This window comes from Streptomyces sp. NBC_00209 (assembly GCF_045206345.1).
Lineage (GTDB): Bacteria > Actinomycetota > Actinomycetes > Streptomycetales > Streptomycetaceae > Streptomyces.
In genome coordinates, this window is the sequence record NZ_CP108121.1 from 6,429,392 (window position 1) to 6,451,612 (window position 22,221).

A 22,221-nucleotide genomic window follows, 5' to 3' on the forward strand; every position below is an offset into this window, starting at 1 on the left:
CGAACGCGCCCTCGTCATCGCGGGCAGCGACCAGCGCGGGACGATCTTCGGCGCGTACGACGTCTCGCGCGGCATTGGCGTCTCGCCCTGGCACTGGTGGGACGACGTCACCCCACCTGCACGCGCTGCGCGAGGCGGAGTTCGCTGCACGTGGTCCTGACCTGCACGTTCTTCCGTTGTCAGTGGGGCCTGTCAGGTTGCGGATCATGGCGACGACGCAGCGGCTGGGCGGGGTTTCGGGCTTGCCCGGTACACCTTCCGGCTGCGTGTGTCGTCGACCGCGCTTGCCCGGTTGGAGGGTGAGTGGGGGCGGTGTCGGTGGGTGTGGAACGAGTGCGTGGCGATGTCCCGCAAGGTCCACGCCGCGAACCGGGACGCCGTCGAGAAGACGACGTGTGGTCCGGGCCGGCTCGACAGGTTGCTGACCGAGGCCCGGCAGTCGATGTCCTGGCTGCGGGAAGGGGTGAGCGTTCCGCACACACGAAGATCGCCGGCGGCAAGTGGCAGGGCTTCCAGACCCAGCCGCACATCGACTACGGCGACGTCGAACGCCACGGACCCAACGCCCCCTGGCAGCAGCCCGAGACCGACAACGTGGCCCTCAAGGACGTGCTCTTCCCGGCCGTCAAGCGCATCGACCCGCCCGCACGGGCCGCGAGGGGCGTCGCGGTGGACGGTTCCGCGTCGTGGTGGCCGCACGGGACCGCGCCCGCCGTGCTGCCGGTGTTCAGCCCGTACCAGACCCGGCCCGCGCAGTACATCGAGGTGTTCAACCGGGGCCGCGCCCCCTTCGACTACCGGGTGCGGACCGGGGCGTCCTGGCTGACCGCGGCCCGGCAGACTCCCGGCGGCCGGAGCCCGCGCCCGGAGTACCGGGTCAGCCTGTTCACCACCGGGCCGGTCACCGTGTACGCGTACCTCTCGCCCCGTAACAACGCGTTGCCGACCGACGGGCTGACCTACGCGGTCTCCTTCGATGACGCCGCCCCGCAGCGGGTGAACGTCACGAAGGCGACGGGGGCCGACGACGGGACCATGAACGCCCAGTGGGCCCGGCACACCTCCGACAACGTCAATGTCACCGGCACGGTCCACCGCGTCACCGGACCCGGGGTGCATGTGCTGAAATTCTGGATGGTCGACCCGACGGTGGTCCTCCAGAACCTGGTGATCGACACCGGTGGCCTCGAACCCAGCTATCTGGGCCCGCCGGAAAGCCTCCGGCTGGACTGAGCCCGGCGGCACGGAACGTACACGGGAAGGTGCGCAGCGATGACGGACGAGCACGGGAACAGCGGAATCCTGGAGGTCGCCCCCGCCGGGGCGGAGGTCGGGATCACCGTCGCCACCCCGTCCGGCGAGCACACCCTCCTGTGCACCCCGGCCCGGGCCCGGGAACTGGCGGCCGCTCTCGGCTTCGCGGCGGACGAGGCCGAGAGCGGACCGGCCCACCACGTCACCGTCCGGGCGGACGAACTGCACCGGGGCGATGTGCGCGACGGCGACCGCGCCATGACCGTCGACACCGTCCGCGTCGAAGGCGGCACCGCCCACGTCACCTGGACGTCCGGCGCCGGACGCAGCTGGAACCAGCTGTACGACGCCGATGCCTCCATCCCGCTCCGGCGCCGGGGCCGGCTGCCGGGGGCGTGAGCGTTCGCGCGCGGCGCGGCGGCGGGCGCACCCTGGAAGGGAGACCTTCCGGAGGTGAACGCCATGACCCGAACCGCTGTCGGATGGCACATCGAGCTTGCATTCGAGGAGGACACCCACCGCACCCGCGCGGCCGCCCTGGTGCGGCTCTCCGACGGACAGGAGGTACGCGCCCACGGCTATGCCAGCCGCCACCCCTCCGACGCCGAGCAGCCCCGGGTGGGGGAGGAGATCGCCGGAGCCCGCGCGCTCAACGAACTGGCGATGAAGCTCCTGACCAAGGCGCACGACGAGATCGACGACGCGGCCGGCCGCAGCTCGTACCCGCTGAAACCCCGCTGACCCGGACCCCGCGAAGCCGCAGGCCGCTTGTACGAGAGTGGTCTTAATTTGACGGGCGTCGTACTACGGGATGTATCGTACTAGCGATCCTTCCGTACCCGGCGAAACGGAGTCCGTCGTGAGTGCCCTCTTCGAGCCCTACACCCTCAGGTCGCTTGTCGTGCCCAACCGGGTGTGGATGGCGCCCATGTGCCAGTACAGCGCCGCGGTGGAGGGGCCGGAGACGGGTGTGCCGGGCGACTGGCACTTCGCCCATCTCGCCGCCCGCGCCACCGGCGGTACCGGCCTGATCCTCACCGAGGCCACCGCCGTCAGCGCCGAGGGCCGCATCAGCCCGGCCGACCTCGGCATCTGGAACGACACCCAGGCCGAGGCGTTCCGCCGGATCACCGAGTTCGTCAAGGCGCACGGCTCCGTGATCGGCATCCAGCTCGCCCACGCCGGGCGCAAGGCGTCGACCGCCGCGCCCTGGACCGGCGGCGGGCCCATCGGCCCCGAGGCGCACGGCTGGACCCCGGTCGCCCCCAGCCCGCTGCCCTTCGACGAGGGCCACCCGGTCCCGCACGAGCTGACCACCGACGAGATCGCGGGCGTCGTGGACGACTTCCGCCAGGCCGCCCGCCGCGCCGTCGAGGCGGGCTTCCAGGTCGCCGAGGTGCACGGTGCGCACGGCTACCTCATCGGCCAGTTCCTCTCCCCGCACAGCAATCACCGCACCGACGAGTACGGCGGCGGCTTCGAGAACCGCGTCCGCCTCGCCCTTGAGGTGGTCGACGCCGTGCGCGAGGTGTGGCCCGAGGAGCTGCCGGTCTTCTTCCGCGTCTCCGCGACGGACTGGCTCACGGAGAACCCGGAGGACGAGCGCGAGGGCTGGACGGCCGACGAGACCGTGCGGCTGGCGGCGCTCCTGCGCGACCACGGCGTGGACCTGCTCGACGTCTCCACCGGCGGCAACGCGCCCCGCGCCCGTATCGCCACCGGCCCGGGCTACCAGGTGCCCTTCGCCGAGCGCGTGAAGCGGGAGACCTCGCTGCCCGTGGCGGCCGTCGGCCTCATCACGGACCCGCAGCACGCCGAGAAGATCCTCACCGAGGGCCGCGCGGACGCCGTCCTCCTCGGGCGTGAACTGCTGCGCAGCCCCTCCTGGGCCCGGGACGCCGCCCGCGCGCTGAACGGCACGGTGCACGCCCCCACCCCGTACGGCTACGCCATCTGACCCACCCTCAGGGCGCTCCCTTTCGCCCCGGCCGCCCCCTTCGCACCCAAGGTGTGCGAAGGGGGCGGTCTGCGTGGCCCCGCCGACCGGCTCGTACCGACCGTGCTTTCTATCGTTGAAAAATCCTCGCGCACGACTGTTGTTTTACGTTTGATGCTGTGGCTCAATGTTCGATTGTGTGCTGTGCCTCACAGGTTCGAGGCACTTGAGCTCTCTCGACAGGACGACGCCTTGAGACCACAAACGCCCCACCCCCGCGCTCTGTTCAGGACGGCGGCCTGCGCCGCCGCGCTGCTGATCCCCCTCGGTGCCACGCTCGTCCCGGCCGCCGCGGCCGCCCCCGCGAGCGCCGCCTCGACCACGTTCAAGGCCGGAAACCCGGCCACCGAGGTCCACGGGCTGAAGGGTGAGTACTTCAGCATGTCCGCGCCCGGCGCGCGGGACTTCGACAAGCTCGGCGGAGTCGCCCTCGACCCGAACATCAACTTCCCCGGTCTCACGGGCACGTTCGAGTCGACCACCGGCCGGACCGAGAACACCACGGCCCGTTGGACCGGTTTCCTCACCGCCCCCGAGGACGGTGACTACACCTTCTCCGCCAGTGGCGACAACGGCTTCCGGCTGTTCATCGACGGCAAGGCCGTCATCGACCACTGGGAGCCCGACTGGGACAACGAGCAGACCAGCAAGCCGATATCGCTGAAGGCCGGCGAGGCGCACGAGTTCAAGCTGGAGATGTTCCAGGACACCGGCGGCGCCAACATGTTCCTGCGCTGGTCCAGCGCGAAGCTGGCCAAGCAGGTCGTCCCGGAGTCCGCCTTCACCCCGCCCGCCGACTTCGAGGTCTACCCGGTCGGGCTGAGCGTCCCGGACAAGGGTACCGAGCTGCACGCCGTCTTCGACGACAAGGTCAGCGACTACGCGGACCTGAAGAACCACCTCACCGTCGAGGCCGACACCACCCCGATGCCGGTCAAGTCCGTCAGCGTCCGCGGTGGCAAGGAAATCGTCGTCAAGCTGGACGCGGCCGTCCTCAAGGGCCAGCGCGTCACGATCGCGTACGACGGCAAGGCCGGCCTGAAGTCGGGCGGCGAGACCGTCCCCGAGATCAACCGCACGGCCACCAACGACTCCACGCACCGCCTCACCACCAAGTGGGGCGACAAGGTCGACCGCAACCACCCGCTGCCCGAGTACCCGCGGCCGCAGCAGGTGCGCGACAAGTGGAAGAACCTCAACGGCCAGTGGGAGTTCGCCGGGGCCAAGGCGGGCGAGAAGCCCGTCTTCGGCAAGAAGCTCGGTGAGCGCATCACCGTGCCGTACCCGGTCGAGTCGCAGCTCTCCGGCCTGGAGCGCCACGAAGACCACATGTTCTACCGCAAGCTTGTCACCGTCCCGCAGAACTGGGCCGTCAAGGCTGACAAGCACGGCAAGAAGAACCGGCTGAAGCTCAACTTCGGTGCCGTCGACTACCAGGCGACCGTCTGGGTCAACGGCAAGAAGGTCGCCGAGCACACCGGCGGCTACACCGCCTTCACCGCCGACATCACCGACGCGATCAAGGGCAGCGGCCCGCAGGAGATCGTCGTCGGGGTCACCGACACCACCGGCGCCGACCAGCCCACCGGCAAGCAGTCGGCCAACCCGGGCGGCATCTTCTACACCGCCTCGTCCGGTATCTGGCAGACCGTCTGGATGGAGCCCGTCGCCCCGGCGGCCGTCGACTCCCTGACGACCACCCCGGACATCGACAAGGGCAACCTTGCCCTGACGGTCAACTCCGAGGACGCCTCGAAGTCCGCGACGGTCACCGCCGTGGCCCGGGACAAGAAGGGCAAGGTCGTCGGCAGGATCAGCGGCCCGGCCAACCGCGAGCTGAGCCTCCCGGTCGCCAAGCAGCACCTGTGGTCCCCGGACGACCCGTACCTGTACGACCTGGAGGTCACCCTCAAGGACGGCAGCTCCAAGGACACCGTCGACAGCTACTTCGGCATGCGCTCCGTCGGCATCGCCAACGTCGGCGGCTACCAGAAGATCGTCCTCAACGGGAAGCCGTTCTTCTCGCTCGCCCAGCTCGACCAGGGCTTCTACCCGGACGGCCTGAACACCGCGCCCAGTGACGACGCGCTGGTCTTCGACCTGAAGGCGCAGAAGGATCTCGGCTTCAACTCCGTGCGCAAGCACATCAAGGTCGAGCCCGCCCGCTGGTACTACCACGCCGACCAGCTCGGTCTGTTCGTGTGGCAGGACTTCGTCTCCGGCAACCTCACCAACGAGAAGGGCCACCAGGCTTTCATCGACCAGGGTGCCGAGGAGATGGAGCAGCTCCACAACTACCCCTCGATCGGTTCCTGGATCGTCTTCAACGAAGGCTGGGGCGAGTGGGACCGCACCGAGACCGGCAAGATCACCGAGCAGGTCCAGGCCGCCGACCCCTCCCGCATCGTCAACGCCCACAGCGGTGTGAACTGCTGCAACTCCAAGGGTGACTCGGGCAAGGGCGACATCATCGACCACCACGACTACAACAACACCGACCCGGCCTTCCCGGACGCCAACCGCGCCGCGATGGACGGCGAGCACGGCGGCTTCACCCTGCGGATGCCCGGTCACATGTGGCCCGGCGCCCCGACCGCGATCTACAGCGGTGTCGCCGACAAGGCCGCGCTGACCGCCAAGTACGTCGAGAACACCCGCAAGTACTACCTGGAGGCGGCCGGCGCCGAACTCTCCGGCTCCATCTACACCCAGGTGACCGACCTGGAGAACGAGCTCAACGGCCTCTGGACGTACGACCGCCGCGAGATCAAGGTCGACGCCGCCCAGGTCCGTAAGGTCAACCGCGAGGTCATCGCCGCCGGCGCCGCGGCGGGCACCCGCACCCCCGTCAAGGGCGGCGGCTCCTGGTCGCTGGACGAGAACAAGGGCACCAAGGCCGCCGACAGCGGCCCGAACCACAAGGACCTCACCCTCTCCGAGGGCGCGTCCTGGACCAGCGGCGTGCACGGCTCGGCGCTGAAGTTCAACGGTGCGGGCCAGTACGCGGAGACCAACGGCCCCGTGGTCGACACCACCGGCGACTACACCGTCTCGGCCTGGGCCTCCCTGGACGCCCTCCCGGGCAACTACGGCACCATCGTCAGCCAGGACGGCCGGCGCCAGGAGAACCCGTTCTACCTGCAGTACGGCCAGGGCGGGTTCGCCTTCTCCACGCCGGGCGCCCACCGGGCCCGCCTGGACATGAAGCCGGAGCTCGGCCACTGGTACCACGTGGTCGGCGTCCGCAGCGGTGACGAGATTAAGCTGTACGTGGACGGCAAGCTCGCCTCCACCGCCCCGGCCGGATCGGCCGACGTCAGCAGCGGTGCCCTGTCCGTGGGCCGCGCCAAGTGGTCGGGCAACAACACCGACTTCTGGAACGGCTCCGTGGACCAGGTCCAGGTGTACGACAAGGCGCTCACCGACCAGGAGGTGACCGCGCTGTACGACGGCGGGAAGGCGTAAGCACTCCCGCTCCCAGGACCGCTCCCGGCGGTGCGCGGCACGAGCCCGCACCGCCGGGAGCTTCCGGCTGCCCGGAGACCGCCCCCCGGGAATGCTCAGGCCCCGCTGCTCTCCCGCACCAGCAGCCGGTGCGGCACCACGATCCGGCGCGCCGCCAGCCCCGAGAGCCGCCCGAGCACGCGCTCGCTCAGACACTGCACCGCCCGCTCCGCGATCTGCGCCGGGTCGGGCGACACCGTGGTCAGCGAAGGCGTGGCGAACCGCCCGTCCTCGATGTCGTCAAAGCCCACCAGCGCCAGGTCCCCGGGCACCCGCACCCCCCGCTCACCGGCCGCCCGCAGCGCCCCCAGGGCCAGTTCGTCGCTGAAGCAGAACACCGCGTCCGGGCGCTCCGGCAGCTCCAGCAGCTCACGCAGCGCCCGCGCCCCCTCCGCCCGGTGCAGGTCCGCCACCTCCACCTCGGCAACCGGGCTCAGCCCCGCCTCCGCGAGCCCCCGCCGGAAGCCCTCGGCCCGCAGCTCGGCCGTGCCGTGCCCCAGCGCGGACTGGAGTCCGATCGCGGCGACCCGCCGGCGGCCCGTCGCCACCAGATGCCGGGCGGCGTCCCGGGCCGCCGCCACGTTGTCCAGCGCCACATGGTCGATGGACCCGTGCGGATCGAGCTCGCCGAGGACGACGAGCGGCAGGCCGCCCGCGAGCGCGGACAGTTCGGCGGGGGGCGTCGACCAGGGGCTGATGATCAGCCCGTCCACCTGGTGCCCCTCGGAGCCGTCCAGCAGCCGCCGCTCCAGGTCCGCCCGGCCCCCCGTGCGCTCCACGAGCACCGTCCAGCCGCGCTCCTGGGCGGCGTCGATGAGGAGGCCCGTCAACGCGCCGAAGTAGGGGGAGTGGATCTCCGGGACGGCCACCCCGATGAGCCCCGTGCGGCCCTGGCGGAGGTTGCGGGCGGCGAGGTTGGGCCGGTAGCCCAGCTCCTCCACCGCGGCGAGCACCCGGGCCCGGGTGCCGGGGGCGACGGCGGCCGTGTTGCTCACCACGTTGGAGACGGTCCTGACGGACACACCGGCGAGCGCGGCCACGTCCTTGAGTCTCGCTGCCACGTTCGGTGCTCCTGCTCTCTGCCGGCGGGCGAAGGCGCCCGCGCCCTGTGCGCAGTGACCGTAACAGGTGGTGCGAGGTCCGCCCGCACAGACTCTTGCCACGTTGGTTGCAACGTTGCAATATGAGGGTGCTCCGAACGAAGGAAGGACCACACCATGACCGAGGCCGCGACCACCACCGCCCCGTTCCCGCCCGCCGAGGACGCGGTGCGCGACCTGTACGGCGCCGGGATCACCGCCTGTCGCGGGGCGTTCAGCCCGCGGTGGGCCGACCGGATGCGCGAGGACATCGACGCGGCGTTCGCCGAGGCGCGCGGCCGGGAGGGCGGCGCGGTCGGCCGCGGCCCGCACCGCTATTACGTGGAGATCCACCCCGAGCAGCTGCGCGGCTTCGTGGACCTGGTCGACCACCCCTGGGTGCGCGCGGTGAGCGAGGCGGTCCTCGGCCCCGGTTACCGGATCGTGGAGCTGGGCTTCGACGTGCCGCTGGCCGGGGCGGTGAACCAGCCGTGGCACCGCGACTTCCCGATGCCGGAGGAGACCCGCCGCGACCGCAGGCTCACCTCGCTGGCCTTCAACCTCACGGCCGTCGACACCCGTGCGGACATGGGCCCGTTCGAGATCGCGCCCGGCACCCAGTGGGACGACGACGCCCGCTTCGGGCACGCGATGTTCCCGCGCCGCGAGGACTACCCGCGCTACGAGGCCCTGGCCGAGCGCAAGTACCCGCAGCGCGGCGACCTCTCGGCCCGGTCGGCCCTGACCATCCACCGGGGTACGGCCAACCAGTCGCAGGACCCGCGCCCGGTCCTGGTCCTCGGCGTGGACGCCCCGGGCGCGGGGAACGACGGCCACCACGACATGGCGGTCACCCGGGGCTTCTGGGAGTCGCTGCCCGAGCGGGTCCGGGCGCACCTGGGCTGCCCGGTGGTCGACGAGCTCGTGCCCCTCGTGCAGAAGCACACCATCGAGGGCCTGGTCATGGGGGACGCATAAGGAAACCGGGGTCCGGCGGCAGGCCGCCGGACCCCGGTCCTCATCTCAACTCAGGGTGCCCAGGGCGCCTCCACCGCCCAGGTGGTGTCCTCGGTGAAGGTGGCCGGGTTGTCCCAGTCGTGCCCGCCGCCCGGGGTGGCCAGCCACACCTCCGACTTGATGTGCCGCATGTAGCTGCCCGGCAGGTTCGCGCTGGTCAGCCGCACACCGCCATTGCCGGCGACCGCGCACCAGGTGGCGTCGGCCTTGAAGAGCGCGGACCCGTCGCTCGCGTCGCGGTGGACCCGGAAGTCCCGGTGGCGCAGATACTCGCCCGGGTAGTTGCGCGACTCGAACGAGTAGCAGTTGCCGTTCGCCAGGCCCGGCACGATCTTCCAGGTGGCGTCGTTCTTCAGCAGCGCGCCGCTGTTGCCGTCGACCACCTCGGTGAAGGCCAGCGCGTCCTGGTGGCGCAGATACTTGTTGGTGTAGCCGGGCGTGGTGACCCGCAGGGACTTGTAGCCCCCGGTGGGCAGGGTCACCGGCGGGGCCGGGTTCTTCGAGGCGTTGATCAGGGCCTGGTTCGCGGCCCGCACCCGCGCCGTGTCCACCTTGACGACCTGGCGGTCGTACGTGAGGAGCCCGTTGGCCTCGTTCTCCACATCGGTGATCTCGGTGTAGACCGAGGCGGAGAGGCCCGCCGGGAGCTGGCCGATCCGGATGCCGTCGATCAGCCCCACGAACCGGTCGTTCAGCGCGGAGATGCTCGGCTGGTCCTCGTAACTGAAGCCGCCGCCGGGGAACCACTCGTGCCCCGGGACCTTGTAGCCGAGGCCGCCGAACTCGCCGAGGACGGCCGCCCGGGTCGCGGTCGGCGCGGTGTTGCCGGGGCCGACGTAGATGTGGTTGTCGACCACGTCACCGTTGCCGCCGTCCACCGAGCCGCAGCAGTTGACCCCGCTCATGTTGTCGACCAGCCGGGTCGGGTCGTACGCCTTGACCTCGTTCGCGATCCTGGCCTGGTCGTACTGCCCCCAGCCCTCGTTCTGGTCCACCCACATGACCAGCGACGGCGAGCTGCGGTGCTGGTCGATGATCGCGTGGAACTCGGTCTCCCACTGGGTGCGGGCCGCCGAACTCGGGGACTTGCCGGTGTCCATGGCCGGCATGTCCTGCCAGACCAGGAGCCCCAGCTTGTCCGCCCAGTAGAACCAGCGCTGCGGTTCGACCTTGATGTGCTTGCGGACCATGTTGAACCCGAGGTCCTTGTGGGCCTGGAGGTCCGACTTCAGGGCGGCGTCGGTCGGCGCGGTGTAGATGCCGTCCGGCCAGTAGCCCTGGTCCAGGGTGCCCGTCTGGAAGACGAACTTGCCGTTCAGGACCGGCCGCAGGACGTTGTCGACCTTCGCGATCGCGATCGACCGCATCCCGGTGTAGCTGCCGACCGAGTCCGTCACCGCCGAACCGTCGAGCAGTTCCGCCCTGACGTCGTAGAGGAACGGGTCGTCCGGAGTCCACAGATGCGTGTTCGGCACCGGTACGGAGACGGTCGAGCCGACCGTACCGGTGGCCGAGCCGACCACGGTGCCGCCGCTGGACACGGTGACCCTGGCCGCCCGCCCGGACGCCGAGTCGGCCTGCACCTTCACCCGCAGGGTGCTGTCGCCCAGGTTCGGCGTCATGTCCAGCCGGGTGATGTGCGCGGCGGCGACCGGTTCCAGCCACACCGTCTGCCAGATGCCGGAGGCGGCGGTGTAGAAGATCCCGCCCCCGCTGTGCGGCTGCACATCATTGATGCGCTGCTTGCCGACCGCCTGGCCGCCGGTCTGCGTCGGGTCGTAGACGGACACCACGATCGTGTTCGTACCGCCGTTGAGCTGCGGCGTGATGTCGTACGAGAACGAGTCGTAGCCGCCCTTGTGCGCGCCCACCTGGGTGCCGTTGACCCAGACCGTGGTCTGCCAGTCGGACGCGCCGAAGTTGAGCACGGTCCGGCGGCCGTTCCAGTTCGAGGGCACGGTGAAGGTGCGCTTGTACCAGAGCTTGTCGTTCTCGGTGACCTTGCGCTGGATGCCCGAGAGCGCGGACTCGGCGACGAAGGGCACCCGGATCTGGTCCGGCCACGACGACGGCTGCCCGGCGTCCCGTCCGGTGACCGCGAAGTCCCAGATGCCGTTGAGGTTGGCCCAGTCGGACCGGGTCAGCTGCGGGCGCGGGTACTCCGGCAGCGGCTTGTCGACCGGGACCTGGTTGGTCCAGGGCGTCGTCATCGGCGGGGTCTTGGGCGACCAGGACGCGGCGCCGGCCGGCGAGGCGCCGACCCCGACGAGGGCGGAGGACACCAGCGCCAGCAGGCCGGTCGTCGCGATCGCCCGTCTCCACCACGGCCTTCGGCCGGGTACTCGTAAACGGTGCACAGGTTCGTCTCCTTGATTCGGTGCGGCCCCCGGGGACGGGAGCGGTATGGGGGAGGGCGCGGAGCGCCGGGAATCAGACGAGCTGCCAGAGGTGGTCGTCGGTGCCGTTGTCGTCGTACTGCACGACATGGGCGCTGTCGGCGGTGGACATGGTGTCGACGCCGAGGACCTTGCCGGAGTGGCGGTTGCGGATGCGATACCAGCCGCCGCCGTCCGGGACGAGCTGCCAGAGGTGGTCGTCGGTGCCGCTGTCGTCGAACTGGACGACGTGCGCGCTGTTGTCCATCGACATGTTGTCGACGCCGAGCACCTTGCCCGAGTGATGGTTGCGGACGCGGTACCAGCCGTCGCCCTCCGCGACCAGCCGCCAGTCGTGGTCGTCGGTCCCCGTGTCCCCGAACTGCACGACGTGCGCGCTGTTGTCCATGGACATGTTGTCGACGCCGAGCACCTTGCCGGAGTGGCGGTTGCGGATGCGGTACCAGCGGTCCGCGAGCCACGGTTCCGCGCCCGGGTCCGTGGTCGGGAACGAGGTGATGCGCAGCCGGGCCGCCCCCATCGGGACGAGGGTGACCTCCTCCACGGGCTCGGTGCTGCGGGCGGGCGAGTCCTGGAGCGGGGCCACCACGTGCTCGTCGTCGGCCGTCCACTCCGGGATGCGGCGCGCCTTCGCGGTGATGGACAGCGGGGTGCCGTCGAGCGTGAAGGGGTTGCCGGCCTTCACCCTGCGCGCGCCGTGGTGGCGCAGGGACGCGGCGGGCTTCTTCGCGTCCAGGACGAGCCCGTAGTTCCACGGGCCGGTCGCGTGGACCGCGTACTCGGGGAACTGGTCGCTGCCGCCGATGCGCTCGTACGTCTCGCCGATGCGCAGCGAGTACGTGAGCGGGCCGTGGTCCACGCTGACGGAGCCCCGGTTGTCCGCCCAGGTGCGTACGGTGGTGCGCTGCGGGAAGCGCAGGGTGACCCGGTCCCCGTCGGCCCAGGTGCGGTCGACGCGGGTGAAGGCGGGGCCGGCCGGGGCGTCGACGCGCCGGCCGTTCACCGCGATCTCGGGGGCGTCGCACCAGGCCGGGACGCGCAGCACCAGCGGGAAGGCCAGCCGCTTCGGGGCCTTCAGGGTGAGGGTGACCGCGTCCGTGAAGGGGTAGTCCGTCTCCTCGGTGAACGTGACCTCGGTGCCGTCGGCGACCTTGGCCGTCACCTCGCAGGCGGCGTACATGGCGGCGGCCAGGCCCCCGTCGGGGGTGGCGAGCCACAGCTCCTCGGTGAAGTACGGCCAGCCCATGCCGTAGTTGTGCGGGCAGCAGCGGTACTGGTCGACACCCGGCAGGAACGCCTGCATGGCGAACCCGTTCTGGAACTGGCGCTCCGACTTGGGCACGTTGTCCAGGTCGACGCTGTTGGCGCTGGTGATGTAGTGGATCGCCCTGCCCGACGGATCGAGCGAGGCGGGCAGCGAGTTGAACGCCAGCTCCTCGCAGCGGTCGGCCCACAGCGGGTCGCCGGTGATCCGGGTCAGCAGCTGGTGGCTGGCCATGAACTCCACGATCCCGCAGGTCTCGAAGCCCTGCCGGGGGTCGCCGTGCCCGGGCCGCGCGTTCTCGTCCCCGGCGAATCCGCCGCCGGGGAACTGCCCGTACTGGTCCATGGCCTTGCCGTACGTCCCGTACGTGTCCCGGGTGTCCTGCGCCGAGCCGCTGCGCAGCGCGTACTGGGCGGGCTCGCGGAAGCCCTGGGCGATGTTCACGTTGTGCGGGTTGACCAGGTTGTCGCCCCAGTCGGCACCGTACGTGTGGATCTTGTCGGCGAGGTCGAGGAGGAAGGTGTCCCCGGTGCGGTTGAACAGCCAGAAGACGCTGTCCAGGCCGTCGCCCCAGCGCAGGGCGATCCAGCTGGTGTTGAAGGCGCCGGGGCCCTGGGCGTTCATGTACCGGAAGAACCGGCTCAGGAACGGGATGATCCGGGCGTCGCCGGTGTACTCCTGCCAGGAGCGCAGCGCCTGCACCAGCGGCAGGAACGGCCAGAAGTCAGGGCCGCCGTTCAGTGAGGTGCGCAGCGCCTCCGGGCCGAAGAACCCGTCGGACTGCTGGGTGGCCAGGATCGCGTCGAACCAGCGGCGCACCGAGGCCAGCGCTGTCGCGTCGCCGGTGACGATCGCCAGGTCGGTGTAGCCGCGCAGCCAGTACGGGACCTCCTCCCAGCCGCCGAGTTCGGGGCGGACCCAGCCGGTGGCCGAGAAGTCGAGGAAGTGCGAGAACTCCTCGTACCGGCCGCACAACCCGTCGAGCTGGAGCTTCAGCTGTCCGGCGAGCCAGCCGCGCGCGGTGACCTGGCCGGGCGGGAGCTTCAGGAAGGCGGTGGGGTGCAGCGGAGCGGCGTTGGGGGAGTAGTGGCCGCCGTGCGCGGGCCGCACCCGGTGCTCGGCGGCGGTCGCGGTGGCCGACCAGCGGCCGGCCGCGGTGGTGGCGGCGACGGTGGCGAGCGCGGCGGTCACGAGCTGTCTGCGGTTCAGGGGCATGGGGGAGGGCTCCTGCTCTGCCGGACATGCAACTCCGGCGTGGGAATGCGCATGACAAGAGAGTGCTGTCGCGGCGCGGCCGCACGGACCGGCCGCGCGCATGACGAAGAGCGCCTTCGCGATCCGTACGGAGGGCGCGGCACTTTTCTGCAACGTTGGAAAATGGGGTTCCGGCGGTATGACAGCACGCCGTCGGGCGGCTGTCCAGAGGGGCGACGGCATCGCGTGGGCCCGGCTGCCGCGCGAGCCCGAAGCGGCTCCGACACATTTTGGAAACGCATCGACAACGCTCTTGCCGCCCGTGCCGCACCGCCTATATAACGTTGTAAACCGAGCCGCCGAGAGGCCGCGCAGGCTCTCACGACCGCAGTTTGTGCAGCTAGGGGCCGTCTCCTAGCGGGGTCGTGAGTGCAGTGACATCAGCCGCCGCGCAGCGGCCGATGCATCGTCCAGCCATGACCGACCGCACGCCCCTCGGCGTGCCGTCATCCCGCCAAGGAGCTCCCGCGCATGATGATCCAGCGTCGATCCCGTACCCTCGCCGTGGCCTGCGTCCTCGCCGCCACCGCCACGCTGGCCGTTTCCGGCTGCTCCAAGTCGGAGGGCTCGGACAACAACGCGAGCAGCGACAGCAGCCAGGCCGCACAGGCGGCCAAGACCCCCGAGTCGTCGTCCGGTTCCGGCTGCTCGCTCCAGAGCTACGGCGCGCCGAAGCTCGACCTGAAGAACGCGGTGGTCGGCTTCTCCCAGTCGGAGAAGGAGGCCAACCCCTTCCGCATCGCCGAGACCCAGTCCATCAAGGACGAGGCGAAGAAGCTCGGCGTCAAGAAGGTCCTCACCACCAACGCCCAGTCGCAGCTGCCCAAGCAGATCAGCGACATCCAGGACATGCTCGCCCAGGGCGCCCAGTTCCTCATCGTCGCCCCGCTGAACTCGGACGGCCTGGAGCCGGCCCTCAAGGCCGCCGCCGCGAAGAAGGTCCCGGTCCTCACCATCGACCGCAAGCTCAACGCCACCGCCTGCAAGGACTACGTGTCCTTCCTGGGCTCCGACTTCGTGGAGCAGGGCAAGCGCGCCGCCGACGCGATGATCAAGGCGACCGGTGGCAAGGGCAAGGTCGCCATCCTCCTCGGCTCGTCGGGCAACGGCGTCACCACCGACCGCACCAAGGGCTTCGTGGACCAGCTCAAGGCCAAGGCCCCCGGCATGGAGATCGTCGCCCAGCAGACCGGTGAGTTCGCCCGCGACAAGGGCCAGCAGGTCACCGAGCAGCTGATCCAGTCCAAGCCCGGCATCACCGCCATCTACGCGGAGAACGACGAGATGGGCCTCGGTGCCGTCACCGCGGTGAAGGCCGCCGGCAAGAAGCCCGGCAAGGACATCAAGATCGTCTCCGTCGACGGCACCCGCAACGCCGTCCAGGCCATCGTCAACGGTGAGTACAACGCCGTCATCGAGTCCAACCCGCGCTTCGGTCCGCTGGCCTTCGCGACCGCCCAGAAGTTCTACGGCGGCGAGGAGATCCCCGAGAACGTCATCATCAGCGACCGCTCATACGACGAGTCCAACGCCAAGGCCACGATCGGCAACGCTTTCTGATCTCAGCCGGCCCCATCTGCCCGTACCGGCTCCGTCGGTTCACCGCCGCCGTGGCGCTCCCCGTCACGGCGGCCACCGGGCCCCCATCCTTGGAAGAGCGGAAGGCCAAGACCAGCCATGGCACCACCCGAAGCAGTACCGCAGCCGCCGGAGCCGGCCGCCGACGTGAAGGAGAGCAGCGCGACCGGAACGGCCCTCGCGGACGAGGCCGGAGCGGCACCCGCCGTCCTGGAGGCCCGCTCGGTCAGCAAGCGGTTCCCGGGCGTCGTCGCCCTCGACGGCGTCTCGTTCTCCCTGCGCGCCGGCGAGACCCACGCCCTGGTGGGGGAGAACGGAGCCGGGAAGTCCACCCTCATCAAGGTGCTGACCGGTGTCTACCGCCCCGACGAGGGCGCACTGCGGCTGGCCGGTGAAGAGGTCTCCTTCAACCGGCCCTTCGAGGCCCAGCAGGCCGGGATCTCCACGATCTACCAGGAGGTGAACCTCGTCCCGCTGATGAGCGTGGCGCGCAACATCTTCCTCGGCCGCGAACCCAAGAACCGCTTCGGCCTGATCGACTTCCAGCGGATGTACCGCGAGGCGAGCGAACTGCTCGACGGCTTCGGCGTCCGCGTCGACCCGAAGCGCCCCCTGCACACCCTGGGCATCGGCACCCAGCAGATGGTCGCCATGGCCCGCGCCGTCTCCGTGAACGCCCAGGTCGTCATCATGGACGAACCCACCTCCTCGCTGGAGCCGCGCGAGGTCGAGACCCTCTTCCGGGTCATCGAGGACCTGCGCGGCCGCGGCATCGCCGTCCTCTACGTCAGCCACCGCATGGACGAGCTGTACCGGATCTGCGACCGGGTCACCGTCCTGCGCGACGGCAAGCACATCCACACCGGGGACCTCGCCGACCTCGACCGGATGCAGCTCGTCTCGATGATGCTCGGCCGCGACATGGCCGAGGTACGCCGCGAGGGGCTCACCAACTTCGGCTCCGAGGGTCACGAGGCCGCACGCACCCCCGTCCTCACCGCCACCGGCATCTCCCGCGACCACCAGCTGCACGACATCTCCCTCGACCTGTACGCGGGTGAGGTCATGGGCCTCGGCGGACTCCTCGGTTCCGGGCGCAGCGAGACCGCGAAGGCCATCGCCGGAGCGCTCTCCCTGGACTCCGGCGAGGTGAGCATCGCCGGACGCGCCCTGCGCCGCCTCACCTCGGCCGGTGCCATCCGGGCCGGGATCAGCCTGCTGCCCGAGGACCGCAAGGCCGAGGGCATCGTGCCCGGCCTCTCGGTCCGCGAGAACATCGTGCTGGCGGCGATGCCCCGGCTCTCCCGCGCCGGCATCGTCTCCCGTGCCAAGCAGGACCGTATTGTCGACATCTTCATGAAGCGACTCCGGATCAAGGCGGCGAGCCCCGAGCAGAAGGTCGGCGAGCTCTCCGGTGGCAACCAGCAGAAGGTGCTGCTGGCCCGCTGGCTCTGCCTGGAACCCAAGGTGTTGCTGCTCGACGAACCCACCCGGGGCATCGACGTCGGCGCCAAGGCCGAGGTCCAGAGCCTCATCGACGACCTCGCCCGCGAGGGCCTGGCCGTCCTGCTCATCTCCTCCGACATCGAGGAACTGATCGAGGGCGCCGACCGGATCGTCGTCCTGCGCGGCGGAGCGGTCGCGGGCGAACTGGCGGGCGACGAGGTGGCGGAGAGCCATCTGCTCGAAGTGCTCGCCGACCACTCACCGGCTGCCGCGGACAAGGCGCCGGCCGCGAAGGAGGACCCCCGATGACCCAGGCCGCAGTCACCACCCCCGCAGCCCGGCCGTTCGCCCGGCTGCGCGACCCCGCCTGGTACCAGGAGTACGGCGTCTACCTCGCCGTCGCGGTCGTCCTCGTCTTCAACGCCCTGCTCACCGAGCACTTCATGACGGTGGACAACCTGCGCACCCAGCTCGTCCAGGTCGCCCCGATCGTCATCGTCGCCCTCGGCATGGCGCTCGTCATCGGCACCGAGGGCGTCGACCTCTCCGTCGGCTCGACCATGGCCGTGGCCGCCGCGCTGCTGCCGCTCTACCTCGGCTACGGGCTGGTCCCCGCACTCGTCATGGCGCTGCTCGCCGGCGCCCTCGTCGGAGCGGTCAACGGCACCCTGGTCTCGCTCGTCGGCCTCCAGCCGATCGTCGCCACACTCGCCCTGTTCGTCGGCGGCCGGGGCCTCGCCCTGGTCATGGCGGACAGCCAGCTCAAGCAGATCGTCAACCCCGACCTGCTGTCCCTGGGCACCGGCTCGTTCCTCGGCATCCCGCTGGTCGTCCTCATCGCCGGTGTCCTCGCCGTCGCCGTGGCCTTCCTCGTCACCCGGACCACGTTCGGCCGCCAGGTCGTCGCCATCGGCGGCAACCGCTCCGCCGCCGCCCTGGCCGGGCTGCCCGTGCGGCGGGTGCTCATCGGGGTGTACGTGCTCTGCGGGGTGCTCGCCGCCCTCGCCGGAGTCCTGGCCACCGCCCGGCTCACCGCCAGCGACCCCTCCTCGCTCGGCACCCTCATGGAACTCTCCGCCATCACGGCGGTCGTGGTGGGCGGCACCCCGCTCAACGGCGGCTCCATCCGGGTCCTCGGCACCGTCGCCGGCGCCCTGCTGATGCAGCTGCTGCGGGCCACCCTCATCAAGCACGACCTGCCCGACTCCACCGCACAGATCGCCCAGGCGGCCATCATCATCGCCGCCGTCTACGTCGCCCGGGAGCGTCGGTCCCGATGAACGAAACCTCACCTGCCCCGGCGCCCTCCGCCCCGGCCCCGCGCAAGACCTCCGGCGCCACCACGCCGGCGCCCGGTGCCGGATCACCGCGCGCGACCGGCGGGCGGATCGCCGAACTCCTGCAACGCCAGGGCGTCCTGGTCGTCCTCCTGACGGTCGTGATCGTCGCGTCCTGCATCTACCCGACGACGTTCTCCACCCTGGACAACGCCCGCGGGGTGACCGTCCAGGCATCGTTCCTGGCCGTCGTCGCGCTCGGGATGACGATGGTCATCATCACCGGCGGCATCGACCTCTCCGTCGGCTCCGTCTTCGCCCTGGGCGGGGTGCTCGCCGCCTGGGCCTCCCAATGGGGCATCCTGCCCGCCCTGTTGGTGCCGCTCGTGGTGTGCGGTGCGATCGGCCTGCTCAACGGCTTCCTCGTGGCGCGCGCCGGAATGGCCCCGTTCATCGTCACGCTCGCCACCCTCCTCGGGGCGCGCGGGCTGCTCCTCGCGATCACGGACGAGGGCGCCACCACCTACCTGGTGCCGAAGGACTCGGCCTTCGCGGAACTCGGCCAGGGCGCGATCTGGGGCTTCGGCTACCCGATCTTCATCGCCCTCGCGCTGTTCGGCCTCGGCGGACTCCTCCTCCAGCGCACCTCGTTCGGACAGTCGATCTTCGCCGTCGGCGGCAGCAGTGACGCGGCCACCCTGATGGGCCTGCCCGTCGCCCGTACGAAGATGCTCGTCTACACGCTCAGCGGACTGCTGGCCGGGCTGGCCGGCGCGCTCAACGCCGCCCGGCTCTCCTCCGGCGTCACCATCCTCGGCGTGGGCATGGAGCTCGACGCGATCTCCGCCGTCGTCATCGGCGGCACCCTCCTCATCGGCGGCGCCGGCTCCATCAGCGGAACGCTCTGGGGCGTCCTGCTCCTTCAGGTCATCCAGAACCTGATCAACCAGATCGGCTCGCTGAACTCCTCGTACCAGTCGGTCGTCAGCGGCGGCTTCCTTATCGTTGTCGTCGTGGCCCAGCGCTACCTGGCGCGCAGCCGCAGAACCACCTGAACCGGTGCCGGGGCCCCACGGCCCCGGCACCGTTCGAGCCGATCGAGCCGAACCGGCGGGAGCCGGGCCACCGCGCCTCACCGCGCGACAAGTCGATTCAGGGAGTGCCGTGGGCGTCAGCCTCAAGGACGTTGCGCAACGGGCGGGCGTGTCCATCAAGACCGTGTCGAACGTGGTGAACAACTATCAGCACGTCACACCGAAGATGCGCGCCAAGGTGCAGCAGGCCATCGACGAGCTCGGCTACCGGCCGAACCTCACCGCCCGTCATCTGCGCAAGGGCCGCACCGGGATCATCGCGCTCGCCGTCCCCGAGTTCGGCAACCCGTACTTCGCGGAGCTGGCCGGCGCGGTGGTCGACGCCGCCGCCCGGCACGACTACACCGTCCTGGTCGACCACACCGGCGGTCTGCGCGAGAAGGAACTCCTCGTCAGCCAGGGGTTCCGGTCCCACGTCATCGACGGGCTCATCCTCAGCCCGATCCACCTGGAGACCGAGGACCTGATGGCGCGCACCGAGACCGCGCCCCTGGTCCTGCTCGGCGAGCGCGAGTACGAGGCCCCGTACGACCACATCGCCATCGACAACGTCGCCGCGGCGCGCGAGGCCGTACGCCACCTCATCGAGCTCGGCCACCGCCGGATCGCCTTCCTCGGCTCCCGCACCGGCCGCGAACGCCAGCCCGCCCACCTCCGGCTGCGCGGCTGGCGCGAGGAGCTGGCCGCCGCCGGCATCGAGCCCGACGAGGCGCTGGTCGTCGTCACCGACGGCTACGGCCGCGAGGACGGGGCCTCCGGCATGGCCGCGCTCCTGGACCGGGGCGAACGGCCCGACGCCGTGTTCGCGTACAACGACCTCATCGCCGCCGGCGCCATGCGCACCCTCACCGAGCGCGGCCTGCGCATTCCCGAGGACGTCGCCGTCGTCGGCTTCGACGACATCGAGGAGAGCCTCTACGGCGCGACCACGCTCACCACCGTGGCGCCCGACAAGGAGGCCATCGCCCGGCTCGCCGTCGACAGCCTGGTCGAGCGCCTGTCCGGCGAACCGCCGGCGGAGCCCAGACGGCCCCGGCCCGGCTACCGGCTCGTCGTCCGCGAATCCACCGTTCCCCGGCCCGCCGCCGGACCGGCGGCACCGTAGCCACGGGCCGGACTCCCCGCCACCCCTGGGGAGTCCACCGCCCACGGCCCGCCCGTCCGGCCGCTCCGGCCTTCCGATCGCCCCAAGGATCATTGATGCCTCGCCCCACCGTGCACAGCAAACCGTTCGGCGCCCACGGACCCACGGACGTCGACATCTGGACGCTCGACTCCGGCACCGGAGTCCGGGCCGAGATCCTCACCTACGGCGGCATCCTGCACCGGCTCACCGTGCCCGACACCGCCGGCACCCCGGCCTCGGTGGTCCGCTCGCTGCCCGCCCTCGACCACTACACGGGCAAGAACCCGTTCTTCGGCGCCCTGGTCGGCCGTTACGCCAACCGCATCGCGCACGGCAGGTTCACCCTCGACGGCACGGAGCACCAGGTCCCCGCCACCGACCGGGGCCACGCCCTGCACGGCGGGCCCGACGGCTTCCACACCCGGATCTGGCAGGCCGAAGCCACCACCACGGACGAGGCGGCCGTCCTGCGGCTCACGCTGCACAGCCCCCACGGCGACATGGGCTTCCCCGGCGCGCTGGACGTGACCGTGACGTACACCCTCGACGCGGCCGGCACCCTCGCGCTCGACTACGAGGCCACCACCGACCGCGCCACCGTCGTCAACCTCACCAACCACGCGTACTTCGACCTGACCGACCGGGGCGACATCCTCGGCCACACCCTCCAGGTGGACGCCGGGCACTATCTCCCCGTGGACGACGAGGGCATCCCCGAGAGCCCCGCCGCGCCCGTCGCCGGCACCCCGTTCGACCTGACCGAGCCGCAGACCCTCGCGGACCGGATCGCCCTGCCGCACGAACAGCTGCGCCGGGCGGGCGGGTTCGACCACTGCTGGGTCCTCGACGGGCCGGACGCACCGGCCGCTCCCCGCCGCGCCGCCCGCCTCACCGCACCCGGCGGCGGGCGCGTCATGGAGGTGTGGACGACTGAACCGGGCATCCAGGTCTACACCGCCAACCAGCTGGACGGCACCCTCGCCGACCCCGACGGCGGCCACCACGAGCGCCACAGCGCCGTCTGCCTGGAGACCCAGCACCTCCCCGACTCGCCCAACCGCCCCGACCAGCCGGCCACCGTCCTGCGCCCCGGCGAACACTTCCGCAGCCGTACCGAGTACCGCTTCCCGCACCTGGCGGCCCCGCAGGGGTGAGGGGGCAGTCGAATTACGACGAGTCTCGTAGTATGGGAGCCCCGGACGGAGCGACGATACGGAGAGCGACCGTGACCCCTGCCAGCACCACCGACCCGGCAGCGGGCGCGCGCACCCTGCCCCACCCGGCCCGTGAGGAGATCCGGCTCGAAGCGGTTCTGCACGCGCTCTCGGACCCGGTGCGGCTGTGCGTCGTACGCGAACTGGCCGCCGCCGAGGCCGAGCTCACCTGCTCCTGCTTCGACCTGCCGGTCACCAAGTCCACGACCACGCACCACTTCCGGGTGCTGCGCGAGAGCGGCATCGTCCAGCAGACCTACCGGGGCACGTCCAAGATGAACGGGCTGCGCCGGGACGACCTCGACGCGCTGTTTCCCGGGCTGCTCGACCGCATCCTGGAAGCGGCGGCCTGCCAGGCGGCGCGCCTCGGCGAGAGCTGAGGGCGGGGCCCGGCACCGTACGGCCCGGGCGCATCACGGACCGTGATACTTCATTGACCGATCAGCCGCGACGGGACATGCTGTACCCCCGCCACGGACCGGTTCCGGCGACGCAGGGGATCGCCGGAACCGGGACGTCTCAGAACGTCGGCCGCTCGCCGCCCCCGGTCGCCGCGGCCCACTCGACCAGCAGGCGCTGGTACTGCTCCTCGTCCTCCGGGGACAGGTGACCGCCCGAACGCCGCCACAGGTCGCGAATGTCTTCATTCACCACTGCTGCGGGGCGCACGGAATCGGACGGGCACGGAGTCGGGGACATGTTCTCCAGGCTAAGGCCACGGT

Annotated in this window: 16 protein-coding genes and 2 pseudogenes; 14 read left to right on the forward strand and 4 right to left on the reverse strand. The window is 70.9% G+C overall.

What is annotated here, in order from left to right; translation table 11 throughout:
• Positions 1-268 precede the first annotated feature (268 nt).
• The 6 genes and pseudogenes from OG867_RS29150 to OG867_RS29175 form a co-directional block, all read left to right on the forward strand.
• Positions 269-475 (forward strand): annotated as a pseudogene (locus tag OG867_RS29150) (RNA-guided endonuclease TnpB family protein); the annotation flags it as partial.
• A gap of 2 nt (positions 476-477) precedes the next feature.
• Positions 478-1,233 (forward strand): annotated as a pseudogene (locus OG867_RS29155) (glycosyl hydrolase); the annotation flags it as partial.
• Between the two features lie 39 nt (positions 1,234-1,272).
• Positions 1,273-1,653 carry a hypothetical protein gene (locus tag OG867_RS29160; protein ID WP_328898977.1) on the forward strand — a complete coding sequence of 127 codons (381 nt, stop codon included), beginning with the start codon at positions 1,273-1,275 and terminating at the stop codon, positions 1,651-1,653.
• Positions 1,654-1,716: 63 nt separating this feature from the next.
• Complete coding sequence (locus OG867_RS29165; protein WP_164399364.1) at positions 1,717-1,995, forward strand: DUF1876 domain-containing protein; 279 nt, start codon at positions 1,717-1,719, stop codon at positions 1,993-1,995.
• A 118-nt stretch (positions 1,996-2,113) separates the two neighbouring features.
• On the forward strand, positions 2,114-3,211 hold the full coding sequence (locus tag OG867_RS29170; RefSeq protein WP_406289852.1) for an NADH:flavin oxidoreductase/NADH oxidase: 1,098 nt from the start codon (positions 2,114-2,116) through the stop codon (positions 3,209-3,211).
• Positions 3,212-3,442: 231 nt separating this feature from the next.
• Positions 3,443-6,715: a LamG-like jellyroll fold domain-containing protein gene (locus OG867_RS29175; protein ID WP_406289854.1), complete on the forward strand. Its 3,273-nt coding sequence runs from the start codon at positions 3,443-3,445 to the stop codon at positions 6,713-6,715.
• Between the two features lie 95 nt (positions 6,716-6,810).
• Here the strand turns inward: OG867_RS29175 and OG867_RS29180 are convergent, their stop codons facing one another.
• Positions 6,811-7,815: a LacI family DNA-binding transcriptional regulator gene (locus OG867_RS29180; protein ID WP_328898974.1), complete on the reverse strand. Its 1,005-nt coding sequence runs from the start codon at positions 7,813-7,815 to the stop codon at positions 6,811-6,813.
• Between the two features lie 156 nt (positions 7,816-7,971).
• On the opposite strand from OG867_RS29180, the gene OG867_RS29185 reads away from it, so the two are divergent.
• On the forward strand, positions 7,972-8,811 hold the full coding sequence (locus tag OG867_RS29185; protein ID WP_406289856.1) for a phytanoyl-CoA dioxygenase family protein: 840 nt from the start codon (positions 7,972-7,974) through the stop codon (positions 8,809-8,811).
• A 50-nt stretch (positions 8,812-8,861) separates the two neighbouring features.
• Here OG867_RS29185 and OG867_RS29190 read toward each other — a convergent pair whose 3' ends face one another.
• Complete coding sequence (locus OG867_RS29190; RefSeq protein ID WP_406291217.1) at positions 8,862-11,132, reverse strand: AbfB domain-containing protein; 2,271 nt, start codon at positions 11,130-11,132, stop codon at positions 8,862-8,864.
• Between the two features lie 148 nt (positions 11,133-11,280).
• Positions 11,281-13,725: a beta-L-arabinofuranosidase domain-containing protein gene (locus OG867_RS29195; protein ID WP_406289858.1), complete on the reverse strand. Its 2,445-nt coding sequence runs from the start codon at positions 13,723-13,725 to the stop codon at positions 11,281-11,283.
• Positions 13,726-14,235: 510 nt separating this feature from the next.
• Between OG867_RS29195 and OG867_RS29200 the strand changes: the two genes are divergently transcribed.
• The 7 genes from OG867_RS29200 (at position 14,236) to OG867_RS29230 (ending at position 21,879) form a co-directional block, all read left to right on the forward strand.
• The gene (locus OG867_RS29200) at positions 14,236-15,324 is read left to right on the forward strand and encodes an ABC transporter substrate-binding protein (protein WP_328898971.1); all 1,089 of its coding nucleotides are present in this window, start codon (positions 14,236-14,238) and stop codon (positions 15,322-15,324) included.
• A gap of 117 nt (positions 15,325-15,441) precedes the next feature.
• Positions 15,442-17,097 (forward strand): sugar ABC transporter ATP-binding protein, encoded by a 1,656-nt coding sequence (locus OG867_RS29205; RefSeq protein WP_328898970.1) that lies wholly within the window; start codon positions 15,442-15,444, stop codon positions 17,095-17,097.
• Complete coding sequence (locus OG867_RS29210; RefSeq protein ID WP_406289860.1) at positions 17,094-18,068, forward strand: ABC transporter permease; 975 nt, start codon at positions 17,094-17,096, stop codon at positions 18,066-18,068. Before OG867_RS29205 ends, OG867_RS29210 begins: the two co-directional genes overlap by 4 nt.
• Positions 18,065-19,120, forward strand: coding sequence for an ABC transporter permease (locus OG867_RS29215; RefSeq protein WP_328898968.1), 1,056 nt, complete (start codon positions 18,065-18,067; stop codon positions 19,118-19,120). Before OG867_RS29210 ends, OG867_RS29215 begins: the two co-directional genes overlap by 4 nt.
• A 109-nt stretch (positions 19,121-19,229) precedes the next feature.
• The gene (locus OG867_RS29220; RefSeq protein ID WP_328898967.1) at positions 19,230-20,264 is read left to right on the forward strand and encodes a LacI family DNA-binding transcriptional regulator; all 1,035 of its coding nucleotides are present in this window, start codon (positions 19,230-19,232) and stop codon (positions 20,262-20,264) included.
• A gap of 95 nt (positions 20,265-20,359) precedes the next feature.
• Positions 20,360-21,439 (forward strand): aldose epimerase family protein, encoded by a 1,080-nt coding sequence (locus OG867_RS29225; protein ID WP_406289863.1) that lies wholly within the window; start codon positions 20,360-20,362, stop codon positions 21,437-21,439.
• Positions 21,440-21,510: 71 nt separating this feature from the next.
• The gene (locus tag OG867_RS29230; protein ID WP_406289865.1) at positions 21,511-21,879 is read left to right on the forward strand and encodes an ArsR/SmtB family transcription factor; all 369 of its coding nucleotides are present in this window, start codon (positions 21,511-21,513) and stop codon (positions 21,877-21,879) included.
• A 139-nt stretch (positions 21,880-22,018) separates the two neighbouring features.
• On the opposite strand, the gene OG867_RS29235 is transcribed toward OG867_RS29230, so the two are convergent.
• Positions 22,019-22,198: a hypothetical protein gene (locus tag OG867_RS29235; RefSeq protein WP_328898964.1), complete on the reverse strand. Its 180-nt coding sequence runs from the start codon at positions 22,196-22,198 to the stop codon at positions 22,019-22,021.
• Positions 22,199-22,221: the final 23 nt, after the last annotated feature.

Bases quoted from the DNA above. Each gene is read 5' to 3' on its own strand.
- OG867_RS29160 (WP_328898977.1), top strand. From the start codon at position 1,273: ATGACGGACGAGCACGGGAACAGCGGAATCCTGGAGGTCGCCCCCGCC.
- OG867_RS29200 (WP_328898971.1), top strand. From the start codon at position 14,236: ATGATGATCCAGCGTCGATCCCGTACCCTCGCCGTGGCCTGCGTCCTC.
- OG867_RS29235 (WP_328898964.1), bottom strand. From the start codon at position 22,198: ATGTCCCCGACTCCGTGCCCGTCCGATTCCGTGCGCCCCGCAGCAGTG.
- OG867_RS29165 (WP_164399364.1), top strand. From the start codon at position 1,717: ATGACCCGAACCGCTGTCGGATGGCACATCGAGCTTGCATTCGAGGAG.
- OG867_RS29205 (WP_328898970.1), top strand. From the start codon at position 15,442: ATGGCACCACCCGAAGCAGTACCGCAGCCGCCGGAGCCGGCCGCCGAC.
- OG867_RS29225 (WP_406289863.1), top strand. From the start codon at position 20,360: ATGCCTCGCCCCACCGTGCACAGCAAACCGTTCGGCGCCCACGGACCC.
- OG867_RS29185 (WP_406289856.1), top strand. From the start codon at position 7,972: ATGACCGAGGCCGCGACCACCACCGCCCCGTTCCCGCCCGCCGAGGAC.
- OG867_RS29210 (WP_406289860.1), top strand. From the start codon at position 17,094: ATGACCCAGGCCGCAGTCACCACCCCCGCAGCCCGGCCGTTCGCCCGG.
- OG867_RS29215 (WP_328898968.1), top strand. From the start codon at position 18,065: ATGAACGAAACCTCACCTGCCCCGGCGCCCTCCGCCCCGGCCCCGCGC.
- OG867_RS29195 (WP_406289858.1), bottom strand. From the start codon at position 13,725: ATGCCCCTGAACCGCAGACAGCTCGTGACCGCCGCGCTCGCCACCGTC.